The sequence below is a fragment of the Sphingomonas sp. TX0543 genome (assembly GCF_048565505.1).
Taxonomy (GTDB): domain Bacteria; phylum Pseudomonadota; class Alphaproteobacteria; order Sphingomonadales; family Sphingomonadaceae; genus Sphingomonas.
This window is the reverse complement of record NZ_JBLZUS010000003.1, coordinates 74,073-89,246: the sequence shown is the minus strand read 5'-3', so window position 1 is coordinate 89,246 and position 15,174 is coordinate 74,073. Positions and strand designations below refer to the sequence as shown.

Here is a 15,174-nt window from a genome sequence, read left to right as displayed (position 1 = left end):
ACTTCCTTTCGTGGGTCAGGACGCCGGCATGGGCGTGAAGGAGCATTGCGATCGGCGGCTATTGGTGAAGGTGTGCTTGCCCGTCACACGGGGCTTCGGATCGCTCGGTTTGGACCGTCGAGTGTTTGATCCGATGCTTGTCGCGGAGCATGGCTTGAACCGCTGTGCGAGTGCTGTCGCCGTCCGCGCCCGCTCGCAGGACGACATGGACGGTGCAGCTAATCTCGTCGTTGCTGGTCGACCAAACATGAAGATCGTGCAGGCCGGCGACGTCAGGCAGGCCCGCGATTTCAGACCGTATATCGCCGAGTGTCAGCCCGGCCGGGACGCCTTCGAGCAGCACGTTCGTCGTGTCGCGCAGCAAAATCCAAGTGCGCGGCAAGACCCATAGGCCGATGCCGACGGCAACGATCGGATCGATCCAAGTGAAGCCCGTAAATTTGATCGCCAGCGCGCCGAGGATCACGCCGACCGAGCCGATCATGTCAGCCCATACTTCCAGATAGGCACCCTTGACGTTGAAGCTGGCATCCTTGCCGGCGGTCAGGAGCCGCATCGAGATGAGATTCACTACCAGTCCGATAGCCGCGACGATCATCATGCCCCACGATTGCACCTCCTGCGGAGCGTTGAAGCGCTTGATGGCTTCAACGAAAACGTAAACTGCGATGCAGAACAGGAGCACGGCGTTGAATGCCGCCGCGAGGATTTCGAACCGGCGGTAGCCAAAGGTTCTTTTGTCGTCGGCGCTTTTGCGGCCGAGCTTTATCGCCATCAGCGCGATAACGAGCGCTGCAACGTCGGTCAGCATGTGCGCTGCATCGGACAGAAGGGCGAGGCTGTTGAAGACGAAGCCCCCGATGACTTCGGCCACCAAATAGGTCGCCGTCAGGCACAGCGCCCAAGTCAGCATCTTTGCGTTTGCGCCTGCGGTATGATCGTGGCTGTGGCCGGCCTCGCTCGCATGGTCGTGTTCCATCACTTCGTCTCCTGGCGTTGCGAGCGGCGATCAGCGAGCCACTTTTCCATCTGTGTAATCTCGGCCTGTTGGTCCTGAATGACCTTCTGAGCGAGCGCGAGCACCTTGGGGTCGCTGCCCTTCGCGATTTCATCGCGCGCCAGGTCGATCGCTCCTTGGTGATGGGGGATCATGGCTTGCAGAAAGTCTGTGTCGGCATCGCCGGACGACGCGTGATTCATAGCCGGTTTATGTTGCGACATATCAGCGGAAGTTTTGGACGCTTCCCTCCGGTTCTCCTCGGCCTTCGAGCAGCCGACGACGAGCGTTAGCAAGGGCACGAGCCAAAAAATGCCTTTCCTTTGCATCATTCATCTTCCCTGTTTTGAGCTTACAAGACCTTGCTGATTGCGATGATCAGTAGTCGTTGAGATTGAACAGTCGTGCCTGGCGGGACTATGCCCGACGATAGCTGGATTGATTTGCGCGCGAACGCAGATATCGAGCGGGCGCTCGTCGCCGGCGGTAAGAAACTCGCGCAGGCGTGGCATGAAGAAGGAGGAGACAAATGGCGCGACGGCACCGCTTATTGCCAAGCTATGGGTGATTATCGGTTTGTCGCCATCACCGGATAGATCGTACGGCTCGATCATTTTGAGCGCGAAGTTCACGCCGCTACTCCAGGAAAACGAGCAACGCTCTTCCAAAAGGTCGACCATCGCCTCCATGTGAAGAGACTTCGACCATCCCTTCATACGAATGAAGCATCTTGTATTGCCGAGCTTATTGGGCTCTTCGAGCCGCGACACCAAAAGGTGCTCTGAACTGACGAGAGCCGACCAGACGCGCATCCGCGATTCACGCAAGGTGATTACGATTTGAGTTCGGGTCATGGCCGTCTCTCCGGATCAGCGCCGTCAATCGGCATGGTCAACGCCAGCCCGTTTCAGATATTCCTCCGCGATCACATAGTGCGCAGCGACCGTTTCAGGTTTTGTGGCAGTCTGCGCCAACTCGAGCTCCTCTTCGGCTCGCCGTTGCCAATAGGCAGCATCCGACTCTGCGGGTCCAGCCTCACGGTCCGATTTCGCGATCGGCCTTGATTCCGACATCAACCAATCCTTTCAAATATCGAAGAGAAGGTCAGCAGTTTTGTTGTCGAGTAAAAAGCGTAAAACAGCTACCTAGTCTCCGCAGAGCAAAAGTCTCCAAAACAATACAGAGCCAATCCAGCATAGGCGAAAACTCCTGCACAGACGATGATTGAAATCGACCTTAAGTCGCTGGGTGCGATTGGCTCAAGACGAGCGGCCTTCTTAATATTTTCAAGTTCTGACCAAAGCCAACAGGCAACCGCGACAAAAAGGATCGTAAGCGCATCGTCATAGAACATGGGCACACACGCGCGCTTGTGGCGGTGGACGGCCGCTGCCAGCAAAATCAAAATTGGCGGGATGGGGGCGAACGAGATTAACAGGAGTAACCACCAGTGCCGCTGGAATTCGCGCTTTTCCCAATGGCGCCATTTGCGATCGCCCCGTGACAGTGGTGCAAACCCGCAAGCTGGTTTGGGGGCGGCCATCGGGAGAGCGGGCATGGGGCTGCTGGCGGAGCGAGTCACCGCGCGTGCTTCGAATGATTGGCGCGCCGGCGATCGCGGTGAAAGTTGCCAAAACGCGCAACCAGCGAACGGCGGTGGGTCAGAGGTTCGACCATCTCTTCCGGGCCTTCGGGATCGAGAAGCTTCGTATCCGCAAGTCACTCGCCCAAAGGCGCAAGGCCGGGCATGTCGAACGCCCGCAGTGATCTCTCATTACCCCGCAGATCCTCTATCGTGCGGATAAGCGACCCGGTCTCAGTATACGCCTCTTCGGCCGCCGAGCAGGGCACGCCGAGATGCTCGGCAATCAACCCATCACGGATCCGGGCTATTTTCTTCGAAACCGCAGCGCTGTGGCCCAGCGCCCGCGCTACGGGCCCCTCAAGCGCCATGGTCGCATCGTGCCAAGGCCCGTAGCTTGTCCCGTCAGGGTATTTTCGCCGGGAGTTCTCGTCACGATGATCGCTGGTGTCCCACCGCCTCCTTGTCATATCGATACCGCCGCTCCGGCGCGCCTGCGCCAGTAAGCTTGGTCCGGCTTATCGCCGGGGCGCGCGAGATCATCCGACATTTCAATTTCTCCGAGATTGCGCCGAGCGGGGTTGCGCCTTGTCATCGCGGCACCCCCGGCGATGTGCAGTATCCGCTACGCAGGAGCGCCGCCCAGGCGAGGTAACTGGCGATCCCGATTAGGACGAAGATGCTGATGGCCCGCGTGTCGGATGCGGGGATCAAGCGTCCGTCCGTCGACCGTCTAAAAGCGATCAAGAGCGCGGCGAGGCATCCGGCGGCTGCGACACACAGCAGCGCAAGCGCATTGCGCCAGCCCTGCGGCCCGCAATCTAAAGCATGGTCGTGAATGCTCATAGCCTGCCAGATAAGCCCCGGCGGAATTGGCATCAGCGACAGGCCGAGCATCCGAAAGATGCGTCGAGACGTTCGGCGATGGCGCTCTCGCCTCGGATTGGACCGCAAGGAGGCGGCGGCCGCGGCTCCGCAGAAGAGGGGCGCGAGCATCACTCAGTTCACTCCGTCCGAACGCCCTTGCGTTCGTTTGCAGGCAAGCGGCGGCGCGCCAGGCCGCAGGAGCGTGATCTGGTCCCCGCCCGAGATCGTCACGTTGAGGTTGTGGCCGACATAAGTTTGCCCGCTTGCTGGCGAGGTCACTCGCACCGGGACGGCGTTCGAGCCTGACTTGATGTCTAGCGTCAGGCCATCACGCAGAAAATCGACATCGAGCCGCGAACCATCGGGACAGACGTAGAAGTGCTCCCCGATGAAATTCGGCAATCGGCGATCGCCGGACACGTCGGTTTCGCCGTCGCTGGGCGACGGCGAGCAGCCGAGCAGGCCCGGCGCAAGGGCAAGGCCGGCCACGATGATGATATATCGCGCCGGCCCCCTTTTCGCTCGCCGGGCCTTCCTTGATCGTTCGCCATGGGCATATAAGGGGGCACGCCCATGGCGCGGGCCGTTCTCACACGGGCACCCGAAGGACTCATTGTGCGGCGGCCGATTCACAGCAATTCAGTCGAACAATTCGCGCAGGAAGCCCTTGCGCCGGCCATGGCCGCCGCGCTCGTAGCCGTGCTTTTCACCATGACCGCCATGGCTCCGCTGATCGCCGTTGCCGCGTTGGTCATCGAATATCCCAAGACGGTCGTTCAGCGGCCTCGCCCCGTCATCGGCGACACTGCGCTCTATGATCTTGTCGAGTTCTCCGCGATCGAGCCAAACACCGCGACACTGCGGACAATAGTCAATCTCTATGCCTTGGCGCTCGCTCATCACGAGATCGACCCGACAAGTCGGGCATAACAGCCCTTTGTGTTCTTGACCCTCTACCATGACAAACTCCTTTTACTTGGGTGTTCAACGCGGCCCTCAATCATTGGCCGCATCGCGACCTGGCGGTGGCTTGAGGTGGCGGCGGCGCTGGCGCATCGAATGCCCCGGAAGACGGGATTGCCGACGTAGGAGCGCGAGAAAGGCGGCGTCTTGCTGCCGCATAGTCCGTCGCAATCCTTTGCGCATCAATCGGCCGACCAGGGCACCGACGACGCCCCGGCACTCGAACGAATGGTGGATGCGAACACCGTTCGCGATGGGTTCGATTTCGTAACGCTCGTCGAAGGTCAGAAACCCCCGAACGCCCATCTGCCAGCCAATCAGTTGCGGTTTGACCAGCCTGTTGATGACCATTTGCGTTGTCATCCTCCGGTCGCCTTTGAACAGCAGCCAAGTGACATCCATTTGCGCGCCGCGTTCGGCCTCTCCCGCTATGCGATAGACCGGGTGCCAGCGCGCATAGCCCTTCAAATCGGAGAGCAGCGACCAGACGCGCAGCGCCGACATATTGAAATCGAGTGTGGTTTCTTCCTTCATGGCAGCCTGTCCTGTCTGGCCACGACACGGCCAAACCGGAGGCCGCGCCAAGGCGGCCTCCTTCCCGGTTTGATCGGGGATTGATGGGTGCTGGCGAGAAACCGGGGGTCTGCGTGAAACAAGCCCCCGCATTCACCGGGTCGGGGTTCATCAGACCGGGCCTTCCAGCGTCTTGTTGGCCTTGCCGCCAATGACTTCGATCGCTTCGAGGGTGATGAGCCCGATGTCAGGCACATCATCCAGATCGGAGACGAACGCGCGCAACGCATCTTCGAAATCGACGATTTCGATCACCACGGCCCGATCGCTTTCAAGCACATGGCGGCGATGGACGTGCGCGGAAGTCCCGAAGCCTATCAGCGCCTCAAGCACCGTCAGGCCTGCCATCTTTCGATCGCGCGCCAGCGAGGCCACATATTCGAAGACCTTGCGATCGCCGATATAGGCCGCTTCATCCGTATAGATGCGCAGCAGTTTCCGGACCGGTTCTCCCATCATGCTTCTCCTTTCAGGGGGGCGTGTTCCTCGCCATGCGGCGTGTTCGCCTCTTGCTCATTTTGACGATCGGTCCGCCCGAGGATGACTTTCGCGATCGCCGGCAGCACCAGCAGTGTCAGGATGGTGGCGGCGACGAGACCGCCGATCACGGTGACGGCGAGCGGCTTCTGCACCTCCGCACCGGTGCCGTGGGCGAGCGCCATCGGCACGAAGCCGATCGCGGGGACGAACCCGGTCATGATGACCGCCCGCATCTTCTCGGCCATGCCGTGGCGGATCGCCTCCGCTACCGGCAGTCGAGCTTCGATGCGTTCCCGGATAGCGGACATCACCACGAGTCCGTTCAGGACCGCCACGCCCGCAAGACAGATGAACCCGACCGCCGCCGACACCGAAAAGTTGATCCCGGTCAGCAGCAGCGTGAACACGCCGCCCGCCAGCCCAAGCGGCACCGCCAAAAACACCGACGCTGCTCTGCCGAAGCCGCCGAGTGCCATGTAGAGCAGCCCGAAGATGGCCAAGAAGCACAGCGGCACCACGATCGATAGGCGCTTTGACGCTGCGGCCAAATTCTCGAACTGACCGCCCCATTCGAGGTAATAACCGGCAGGCAACTTGACCTGTGCAATCTTCGCCTGTGCCTCCTGGACGAACGACCCAGCATCACGGCCGCCGAGATTGACCTGGACGACCACACGACGCTTGCCGTTCTCCCGGCTGATCTGATTCAGACCTTCCGTCAGCCGGATTTGAGCGACTTGCGCGAGCGGCACTTGGGCACGTGGCCGTCCCGCGACTTCGGGCAGCAGCACCGGCAGCGTACGAATGTCGTCAAGGTTCGCACGCGTCGCCTCGGGCACGCGCACTGTGACGTCGAATCGCCGATCGCCCTCGTACACGAGACCCGACTCACGGCCGCCAAGCCCTGCCGCGACCGTGTCCGCAACGTCGCGCACTGTAAGTCCGAGACGCGCGATCGCGGCTCGATCAAGCCGCACGTCAAGGGCGGGCGCGCCACCGACCTGTTCGGCCTTGACGCTGGCCGCGCCAGGGATTGTCTGGAGCACCCGGACCATCTCGTTTGCGGTCAACGCCATTTTATCGAGATCGTCGCCATAGAGCTTGATCGCGACGTCGCCGCGAACGCCCGCGATCAGCTCGTTGAAGCGAAGCTGGATAGGCTGACTCACCTCGTAGAGGTTGCCTAGCAGGCCCCCAGTCGCCTTGTGAATCTTGGCGACCACGTCGGCTTTCGTCGTGCCTTTCGCCCACTCCTCCTTCTCTTTCAAAATTACGAAGCCGTCCGAAACGTTGGGCGGCATCGGATCGCTGGCGACTTCCGCGGTGCCTGTCTTGGAAAACATCAAGGCGACTTCGGGGACTTTGGTGACGGCGTCCTCGACCTTGCGCTCCATCGCCAGCGATTGATCAAGGCTGACCGAGGGGACGCGCGTCGAGGCGAAAGCCAGATTCTTCTCGTCGAGTTGGGGGATAAACTCCGAGCCTAGCAAGCCGAACGCTGGAATGGCCGCCAGGAAGAAGGCTACCCCCCCCAGAATGAACGGCCACGGGCGTGCGATCGCCTTGTCCAGCAACGGCAGGTAGCGGTCCTTGGACTTCCGGATTAGCCACACGTCCTTTTCCGCGACCTTGCCACGGATCAGGATCGCAACCATCGCCGGCACCAGCGTGATTGCGAGCACGAACGCAGCCACGAGCGCGAGCATGATGGTGATCGCCATCGGCGAGAACGTCTTGCCCTCGGTACCGGTGAAAGTGAGCAGCGGAGCGAAGGCGAGCAAAATGATGGCTTGGCCGAAGACGGTCGGCTTGATCATCTCCTGTGCCGCCCGCATCGTCTCCTCCAAGCGCTCGCGAAGCGAGAGCAGCCGGCCTTCATGTTCCTGTCGGTGCGCGAGGCGGGCAAGGCAGTTTTCGATGATAATGACGGCACCATCGACGATCAGACCGAAGTCGAGCGCCCCCAGGCTCATCAGGTTGCCGGGCACGTTGAACGCGTTCATGCCCATCGCCATCATCAGGAACGAAAAGGGGATGACCAGCGTGGCGATTACCGCCGCGCGCCAATTGCCAAGCAGCAGGAAAAGCGACGCAGCGACCAGGATCGCGCCTTCAGTCAAGTTGCGCTGGACGGTAGCCACAGTGGCCCCAACCAACGCGGCGCGGTTTAGCACCACCTTCACCTCGATACCCGGTGGCAGCGTCTTTGCTACTTGGTCGAGTTTGGCAGTTGCCAATTCAGCCACGACGCGGCTGTTCTGGCCGATCAACATCAGCACCGTGCCGATGACAGCTTCCCGGCCGTTCATGCTCCCGGCACCCGTCCGCAAATCGCCCCCAACGCGAACGTTCGCGATCTGGCCGATGGTAATTGGCGTTCCGCCCCGTGTCGCAGCGACAGCGTTGCGGATCTCGTCGACGGTACGCACGCGGGAGTCGACGCGCACAAGATAGGCTTCGCCACCACGGTTGTAGTAATTGGCGCCGACCGCGAGATTGGCGTTCTCTAGGGATTCGCCGAGCTCACTGTATGAGATGCCGAAGCTAGCGAGTTTTGTGGGGTCCGGTTCGACCACGAAGGTCTTCGCATAGCCGCCGATGGAGTCGACGCCGGCAATGCCTTTAACCGACCGAAGCTGAGGTCCGATTATCCAATCCTGGACGGTACGCAGGTAGCTCGCTTTAGTTACGGCGTCGGTCAGCCGTTCTCCTTCAGGCGTCAGATAGCTACCGTCGGGCTGCCAGCCGGGTTGGCCTGCGACTTTCTTCGCGCCCTTGCCGTCCGGATTGGCATAACCGACCGTGTACATGACGATCTCACCCAGACCGGTCGAGACCGGTCCGATCTGCGGCTGCACGCCCTGCGGCAAACTTTTCGTCGCTTGCCGCAGGCGCTCGCCGACCTGTTGACGTGCGAAGTATAGATCAGTGCTGTCGGTGAAAATCGCACTGACTTGGCTGAAGCCGTTACGCGAGATTGAGCGTGTCGTCTCCAGGCCGGGGATACCGGCGAGCGCAATCTCTACGGGATAGGTGACGAGCTTCTCCATCTCGACCGGCGAAAGCCGCGGGTCGACCGTATTGATCTGGACCTGTTTGGTGGTGATGTCGGGCACGGCGTCGATCGGCAGCTTGGTGAGCTGCCACACGCCGAGCCCGGCGATGACGAGGAACAAGGCAAGGACCGTCCAGCGGGCGCGGACGGAGAGCGCCATAAGGTTGGCTATCATGGTCTATTCTTCCTCGCCCGCGCCCTTGCCGAGTTCGGCCTTGAGCAGGAATGCGTTCTTGGTCGCGACCTGGCTGCCGGCAGGCAGTCCGCGAACGATTTCGACACGGCCGTTACTACGCTGACCAACCGTCACGGTCTGGGCACGGAAGCCCTTTGCGGTGCGGACGAACACGACGTCGCGGCCTTCGAGCGATTGCACCGCATCTTCCGGCACCACGATACCGCTCGAAATGTCACCGCGGCTCGGCATCAGCCGCACGCGCACCGCGAGCCCTGGCTGAAGGCTGCCCGATACGTCGAGGACAGCAGTTGCCGAGCGGGTGTCGTTGGCGAGGCTAGGTGTGACGGCACGCACCCGCGCGTCCACGGTTCGGCCATCGGGCAGCTCGATGATGGCACGATCGCCGGGTGCGAGCCGCTGTGCATCGCTTGGTCCGACGGCCGCCTCGACCTGGATTTTCGAGGGGTCGGCAACGCGCATCAGTTCGGTTTCGGGCTGCACGAACGCGCCCAGGCTGACATTCTCTGACGTTACCCGCCCTGAAATGGGACTCGATACCGCGACGCCCCGGCCATCCGCCGTCACCCTGGCGGCACCCGCCGCCACGCTCGCCCGGCGTGCTTCCGCTGCCGCCGACGTAGCTCCCGCTTCTGCCTGCTCAAGATCGACCCGCGCCGACACTTTCTGGCGATACAGATATTGCTCACGCGCGAGCGCCTTCTGCGCAAGCGCGTACTTCGCGGCTGCGACCGTGCGATCGGCTGCGAACTGCGCGGCGTCCCGGCTCTCGACGATTGCCAGCGTCTCGCCAGCACGGACAGGATCACCAAGGCGTTTCAAAAGCCGGGTGACGGCACCGCCGGCGCGCGCGGTCACGATCGCTTCCCCTTGCGGCGACGCGCTTACCGTCGCTTGTGCGACGATTTCCGAACCCAGCCCGCCCGGTCGAATGGTCTCGGTAGCAATGCCCGCCTGTTCGATCGCCTGGGTGGCCATCGTCACGGTATCAGGCACCTTCTTTTCAGGTGCAGCAGCAGTGGTGGTGTTGCTCGCTGCCGCTTCGGTCGGCTTGTCGGCACCGCAACTCGAAAGCGCGAGACCGCCTAGCCCCGCCACAAGGGCAATTGCCGCAACGCCAGTCAGGGAGCGCCGCTTTTGGTTATCGTCCTGATCGATCATCGATTGTCTCCGGAAAGGGGGGCCGGCGTCGTGAGCCGGTCGAGCCGCGCCTGTGCGTCATGGTAGGCCGCAAGGGCATCGACGTAGGTCTGGCGGGTCTGTGACAAGGTGCGCTCGGCATCGAGCAACGCGATCTGATCGAACTTGCCCTGCGCCCAGCCGATCCGCGCGATGCGGGCGGCTTCCTGCGCCGCCGCGAGGCCTGGCCCGCCCGCTGCCCGCGCCGTGGCAGCGGCATTGGCTACCTCGGTCTGTGCACTGGCGATTTGCTGGCGAATATCGAGCACGGCGAGATTGCGCAGCGCGATGGCCTGGGTCTGCTCGGAGCGCGATTGCGCCACAAAGGCGTTTCCGTTGTTGAAAAACGGTAGCGGGATCGAGATGCCGACCACGGCAGCGGTATCTTTCGTAGCCTCCAACCGGCGTGCGAAGGTGCTGATGGTCAGGTCCGGCGTCCGCAGTGATCGTGCAACGCGCACCTGCGCATCTGCCGTGCGAACGTCCGCTTGCGCGGCAGCAAGCGTCAACGTCCCTTCGACGTCCACGGGGCGTGGCGGTCCGTACCCGTCGATCCGCTCGAACCACGCCCGATCGAGCGGGCCAGACACCGGCACGGCAAGCAACGTTGCAAGATTGGCCCGCGTAGCTTGCGCCTGCCGCGTCGCGCTGTCGGCCGCGACCTGCGCATTGATCCGCAGCACCTCGGCGCGCTGCTGCTCGATAGGACCGACCGCGCCGGCTTTTACGCGCTCGCTCGACACGCGGAACGCATTGTTGGCAATTCCTGCCTGCTCGGCCAGCACTTCAGAGCGGCGCTCGGCCGCAGCGGCCTCGATATAGAGCTGTGTAATCCGCAGGCGAAGATCGGCCCGTGAAATCTCAGCCTGGACCTGCGCCCTGGTGAGGCGCGCGGTCGCCAGCGCCACGCGGGCCGGGCGCTTGCCGCCTAGCTCCAAAGGAAGTGCCACACCGACGGTCGTTTCGGAACTTCGCACCCCCTTGTAGACGCCGGTGCCGCCGATATTTTCGACCTGCGCCTGCAACTCGGGATTGGGGCGCAATCCGGCGACGCGCCGAGCCGCAGTCGCGGCGTCGACGCCAGCGGTTGCGGCTGCAACCGATGGAAGAGGCGCTGGTCCGCCACCCCCGGCTGAAGCGCCTTTGGCCATAGCCGGTGATGGCGTGGATGGTATTCCGCCAGCAGCAAGAGCATTCTCGAGCGAGAACGCCTCAGCCGCTTGCGACGACGTGGTCGCCGCCGGGATACCGGGCGGCGGTGATGTCTGCGCCCCGGCCGCATTGGCGAGGGACGCCGCGACCATGATGGTCGCGATTGTACGATGCATCGATGATGTCTCCTGACGAACCTGATTAGCCCCGCGCGGCAGCAGCCGGCGGGGTCAGCGGGTCGTCAGGCTTTCGGAGGCCTCAACGCAGGGTCGGCCGTCGACATTGGCCGAATCAACCGGTCCGAAAAGACAGGGGCGAGACGAAAGTCTGGCGTGAGGGCAGTGCTTGCGACCTTCACCGGCGCAGCGATGTGATCGCCGTGGCAACCGCCATGATGGTGAGGATAGCCTTTGTCGCCATCCGCGGGCACCTGGTCAGCGTCGCCGGGTGTGTGTCCTTCGGCAATTACCTCACCGCTCGTCATGTGCGTGCTCACGCTTGCATCCGGGAGCTCCAGTGCATGCGCCATCGCCGTCGTCTCCAAAGAGAAAACCAGCGTTAGGCAAGCAAGGATGTTCAAAATGCGTCGCACAAACCATCTCGTAGCAGCAATACCGACATTAAGATAGTCTTGTGCATCGCATCCAAACACCTGTCGACTCAAACGACCACAGCTTACCCCCGCGCGCTCGGCTCGGACATAAAAGCGGCAGTCATCATGGCCTAACCCTAATCGTGCAACGCACTGCGTCGCGCGCTTTCGCCGCCGCTTTCCTGCGCCCGTCGATCGTGTCCCGGTTCGCGATCACGATCCTGTCGCCGGCGACGATCGCCCGCCAGCTCTCCGGCGCGGCAACGCTCATCAACCGCTGCCCGGCATCCCACATCGGCCGATCGGGCGTCCGTGCGGCCATCCGCTCGGGCCAATGCCAACTCTCGGGCGTGACGCGCGCGATGGGCACGGCGAGCGCTGCCCACAACGTCATGCCAACGATCAACTCCAGCGCAGATTCCCTCAAGCCATCGGTTCTGCTCGTCGTCGTGCCGGGCCGACGCCACCATGCCGGCGATCTGCCGCGTAGCCTGGTCCAGTCCGGCGCGGGCGTCGGCGATGATCTGCTGATTGTTCCGCCGCGCCTCGCGGTGCAATCCGTCCGCGATACTCTCCAAGCGCTTGCCCAGCTTCTCCGCGCCCGCACGATCGCCGGCGCGCTCCATGTTGGCCCGCGCCTCCTTCATGCCCTGCCATTGCTCCATGAACCGTCCGGCGCGCTTCTCCGGGTCGATGCAAACCTGGCGCTCCGTCTCCATCGCCTTCGCCGCGCCGACTGTGTTCCCCTCGGCCTCGTCGCGCGCGAGCCGGGGGTCACGCTCGATCGCGCTGGCAAGGTCGCGGCTCCCAAGCGGCCGCACCTGGTCGAGCGCGTCGCCGGCCTTCGCCGGCGCCTGCTCCTGGCGCGCCAGCATCGGCAATCCCTTCTCCCGCATCCGGCCTATGTCGGCCGCAGCGCGCCCATAACGTTGGAAATCGGGACGGAGGTCACGCTCCTGGTCTCGGCGCAAGTCGCAGGATTGCCGGTTCGGGCGGTGCTTGATAGTGGCAGCGGTGCTACGATGATCAGCCCCGCGCTCGTGGAGAAGCTCAGCCTGAACAATGGCGAGCGGCGCATGATTAGCGGCCTGAGCGCCAAGGCTCCAGTGCAACTTGTTCACGATATTGAAGTGACTAGCCCGCGAAACTCGACGATTGCCGTTTGCCGTGGTGGCTAATCTCGGTGCTGTTTCGGCAACGTTCGGCCGCCTAATCGACATTCTCCTCCGCGCAGATATGTTTACGGGGAGCTACATCGCTCGATTTTGAGAATGCGGCTCGCAGTCATCAGGTGTGGGGCGTTTCTGGCCGACTCCGCAAATCCATCGCGCTCGGGCGCGGGTCCAAGCAAGAGCTTTTCATTCGAGAATTCGTTGCGAGCCAAGCTCCCGTGCCTCTCATGCTCGACCTAGGCAGCTCAACCGCGCTGATGCTTTCGTCCACCTATGCCCGCGATCAAGGCTGCTGAACGGGAAGCCCGTCTCAACCGCAGCGCTAGGTGGAATCGATGGCGTTTAGAACAATGACGTTTTCACGATCCCGAACATCAACATCGAAGGGCTCGGCACATCGAACAATCCCACGCTGGTAATGAGGAACTGGCTTGGAACAAGCACGGTCGGCAATATGGGGCTACCGCTTATCGCTAAATTCGATGTGGCTTTTGATGTGACGGCCGGATTCGTATGGCTCCGCTCGCTCGATCCACGTCACCGCCTGCCGATGCTGAAGGATCCCAGCGGCCTCGGATTCGCAGCTTCTCCGACCTCGCTCACCGTTGTCCATGTGGCAGCGAACAGCCCTGCGGAAAAGGGCGGCGGGGCGGCTGGCGACCGGATCGTCACGATGAACGGGCATCCCACTGATGCGGACTATACTTACGGGGCGCTTTGGCGATTCAGGTTTGGTCCCGCGGGCACCCGATTAAAGCTCGGAATGGATGCCGGAACGACCCGCGAGCTTACGCTCGCTGAATATTTCTAGCCCGCAGGGCTAACCGTGTTCGCGACGCGCGGGTAATTGCCGACATGCTGGCCACGATCTAGTTCAGCTGCATTTATCGCCGCGCATGGCTAGAGATTATAAGTTGGAACACGAAGGCTATTAGTAGTGTAAGGCGCGTGTGCATTTTCTCAGTTTAGGAGGTAGAAATGCCAGCCGCCATCAAGCCAGCGGCACGGGGCCGTTTCGGGGCCTATCTCGGAGTCGCCATCGCGGCGACCGTTCCCGCTATCGTGCTCCGCGTGGGCGGCTGGCGTCCCGACCCGCTGCTTGATGCGGCGCTGTTCGGCATCGCGATTCTGGCGGCCGGGTTCATGTTATCGTGGGGCGCTGAAACCGCCGAGAAACGGGTGAGCCAAGGATTGATCGTCGCTGCCATCGCGCTGGTCACGGTGCTCCCCGAATATGCCGTTGACTTCTACTACGCCTATGCCGCAGGGCAAAATCCCGGTTCGAACTATGTCCACTATGCTGCCGCCAACATGACCGGCGCCAACCGCCTGCTCGTTGGACTGGCCTGGCCTCTGATGGTCGTCATCCACTGGCTCCGCACGCGCGAACGGCGAATCGATTTAGCCCCAATTAATGCTGCCGAGATCGTGTTTCTTCTGATCGGCACGGCTTGGTCGTTCACCATTCTTTTTCGCAACGCGATCGGCTGGATCGACAGCGTGGCGCTGGTTGCCATCTTCGCTGCCTATGTCTGGAGAGTGAGCTACCTTCCAAAAGCGGAAGAGGAGGAGGATGACGAGCCGGGACCCGCCGCCGCGCTCGGCACGCTGTCGCCGACGCGCCAGTGGCTGGCGATGGGTGGGCTGACGATCGTCGCTGCGATCGTCATCCTCGCGTCGGCCGAGCCGTTCGCGGAATCGATGGTCGCCTCAGGCCGGTTGATCGGGATCGACGAATTCTTGCTGATCCAATGGCTCGCGCCGCTCGCCAGCGAGGCGCCGGCGGTGACGATCGCGGTGTTGTTCGTCCTGTCGGGCCGCGCCGCCAACGGACTCGCGACGATGATCTCCGACAAGATCAACCAGTGGACGCTGCTCGTCGGTATGCTGCCGCTGGCGATGAGCCTGGGCGCGGGCGGATTGACCGCGCTGCCGCTCGATGCGCGACAGCATGAGGAATTCTTCCTCACCGCCGCACAGTCGCTGTTCGGCATCGCCTTGTTGCTGCAGTTGCGGCTTTCCCTCTGGGCCGGACTAGCGCTTGCGGCGCTGTTCGCGCTGCAGGTGGGCCTGACGCTCGCCTTTCTTGGCGATGAAGGCCGGACGATCGCCAGCCTGACATGGCTGTCCTGGGCCTATCTCGCGCTAGCCGCCGCCGTTTTGATGGCCAATGCGCGCTCGCTTGCACATCTGTTCGCGGTCGGTCTGTTCGCCAGTCACCCTGCGGTTCACTCAGGCCGTGAAGCACCAGTGTCCAATGAGCCTGCGTGAGTGTCGCATCTTCCATACGTTCAGCGAGGCGCGCCTGAATCCGGCCAACCGTGAAAGCCGACAATATGCTTAACGCTTTCGTAACGTGACGTGGC

The 15,174-nt window shown here is 62.4% G+C and carries 15 protein-coding genes and 1 pseudogene; 4 read left to right on the top strand and 12 right to left on the bottom strand.

The window, feature by feature from the left end; all coding sequences use genetic code 11:
* Positions 1–58: 58 nt before the first annotated feature.
* Genes ACM61V_RS18120 through ACM61V_RS18110 form a run of 3 tightly spaced genes read right to left on the bottom strand, consistent with a single transcriptional unit; the run spans position 59 to position 1,851 of the window.
* Positions 59–979, bottom strand: coding sequence for a cation diffusion facilitator family transporter (locus ACM61V_RS18120; protein WP_419714354.1), 921 nt, complete (start codon positions 977–979; stop codon positions 59–61).
* Positions 979–1,329 carry a DUF305 domain-containing protein gene (locus ACM61V_RS18115; protein WP_419714353.1) on the bottom strand — a complete coding sequence of 117 codons (351 nt, stop codon included), beginning with the start codon at positions 1,327–1,329 and terminating at the stop codon, positions 979–981. The genes ACM61V_RS18120 and ACM61V_RS18115 overlap by 1 nt, the downstream gene beginning before the upstream one ends.
* Entirely contained in the window at positions 1,330–1,851 is a 522-nt protein-coding gene (locus tag ACM61V_RS18110; protein ID WP_419714352.1) for a hypothetical protein, read from the bottom strand.
* A 733-nt stretch (positions 1,852–2,584) separates the two neighbouring features.
* On the opposite strand from ACM61V_RS18110, the gene ACM61V_RS18105 reads away from it, so the two are divergent.
* A complete protein-coding gene (locus ACM61V_RS18105) occupies positions 2,585–2,764 on the top strand; it encodes a hypothetical protein (protein ID WP_419714351.1) in 180 nt (59 codons plus the stop codon).
* A 141-nt stretch (positions 2,765–2,905) separates the two neighbouring features.
* Here ACM61V_RS18105 and ACM61V_RS18100 read toward each other — a convergent pair.
* The 9 genes and pseudogenes from ACM61V_RS18100 to ACM61V_RS18060 form a co-directional block, all read right to left on the bottom strand.
* Positions 2,906–3,061: pseudogene (locus ACM61V_RS18100) on the bottom strand (phospholipase); the annotation flags it as partial.
* Between the two features lie 517 nt (positions 3,062–3,578).
* On the bottom strand, positions 3,579–3,935 hold the full coding sequence (locus ACM61V_RS18095; RefSeq protein WP_419714350.1) for a hypothetical protein: 357 nt from the start codon (positions 3,933–3,935) through the stop codon (positions 3,579–3,581).
* 150 nt (positions 3,936–4,085) lie between these two features.
* Positions 4,086–4,346, bottom strand: a complete 261-nt coding sequence (locus ACM61V_RS18090) for a zf-TFIIB domain-containing protein (RefSeq protein ID WP_419714349.1) — start codon at positions 4,344–4,346, stop codon at positions 4,086–4,088.
* A gap of 96 nt (positions 4,347–4,442) precedes the next feature.
* Positions 4,443–4,943: an SRPBCC family protein gene (locus tag ACM61V_RS18085; RefSeq protein ID WP_419714348.1), complete on the bottom strand. Its 501-nt coding sequence runs from the start codon at positions 4,941–4,943 to the stop codon at positions 4,443–4,445.
* 150 nt (positions 4,944–5,093) lie between these two features.
* Positions 5,094–5,438, bottom strand: a complete 345-nt coding sequence (locus tag ACM61V_RS18080; RefSeq protein WP_419714347.1) for a DUF190 domain-containing protein — start codon at positions 5,436–5,438, stop codon at positions 5,094–5,096.
* Complete coding sequence (locus ACM61V_RS18075; RefSeq protein WP_419714346.1) at positions 5,438–8,692, bottom strand: efflux RND transporter permease subunit; 3,255 nt, start codon at positions 8,690–8,692, stop codon at positions 5,438–5,440. Before ACM61V_RS18075 ends, ACM61V_RS18080 begins: the two co-directional genes overlap by 1 nt.
* A gap of 3 nt (positions 8,693–8,695) precedes the next feature.
* On the bottom strand, positions 8,696–9,874 hold the full coding sequence (locus ACM61V_RS18070; RefSeq protein WP_419714345.1) for an efflux RND transporter periplasmic adaptor subunit: 1,179 nt from the start codon (positions 9,872–9,874) through the stop codon (positions 8,696–8,698).
* A complete protein-coding gene (locus ACM61V_RS18065; protein WP_419714344.1) occupies positions 9,871–11,220 on the bottom strand; it encodes a TolC family protein in 1,350 nt (449 codons plus the stop codon). The genes ACM61V_RS18070 and ACM61V_RS18065 overlap by 4 nt, the downstream gene beginning before the upstream one ends.
* A gap of 540 nt (positions 11,221–11,760) precedes the next feature.
* Positions 11,761–12,030, bottom strand: coding sequence for a DUF6118 family protein (locus ACM61V_RS18060; RefSeq protein WP_419714343.1), 270 nt, complete (start codon positions 12,028–12,030; stop codon positions 11,761–11,763).
* A 535-nt stretch (positions 12,031–12,565) separates the two neighbouring features.
* On the opposite strand from ACM61V_RS18060, the gene ACM61V_RS18055 reads away from it, so the two are divergent.
* The 3 genes from ACM61V_RS18055 to ACM61V_RS18045 all read left to right on the top strand — a co-directional run bounded on the left by ACM61V_RS18055 (position 12,566) and on the right by ACM61V_RS18045 (position 15,079).
* Entirely contained in the window at positions 12,566–12,814 is a 249-nt protein-coding gene (locus ACM61V_RS18055) for an aspartyl protease family protein (protein WP_419714575.1), read from the top strand.
* 490 nt (positions 12,815–13,304) lie between these two features.
* Entirely contained in the window at positions 13,305–13,619 is a 315-nt protein-coding gene (locus tag ACM61V_RS18050; protein WP_419714342.1) for a hypothetical protein, read from the top strand.
* A 167-nt stretch (positions 13,620–13,786) separates the two neighbouring features.
* The gene (locus ACM61V_RS18045) at positions 13,787–15,079 is read left to right on the top strand and encodes a sodium:proton exchanger (RefSeq protein ID WP_419714341.1); all 1,293 of its coding nucleotides are present in this window, start codon (positions 13,787–13,789) and stop codon (positions 15,077–15,079) included.
* Positions 15,080–15,174: the final 95 nt, after the last annotated feature.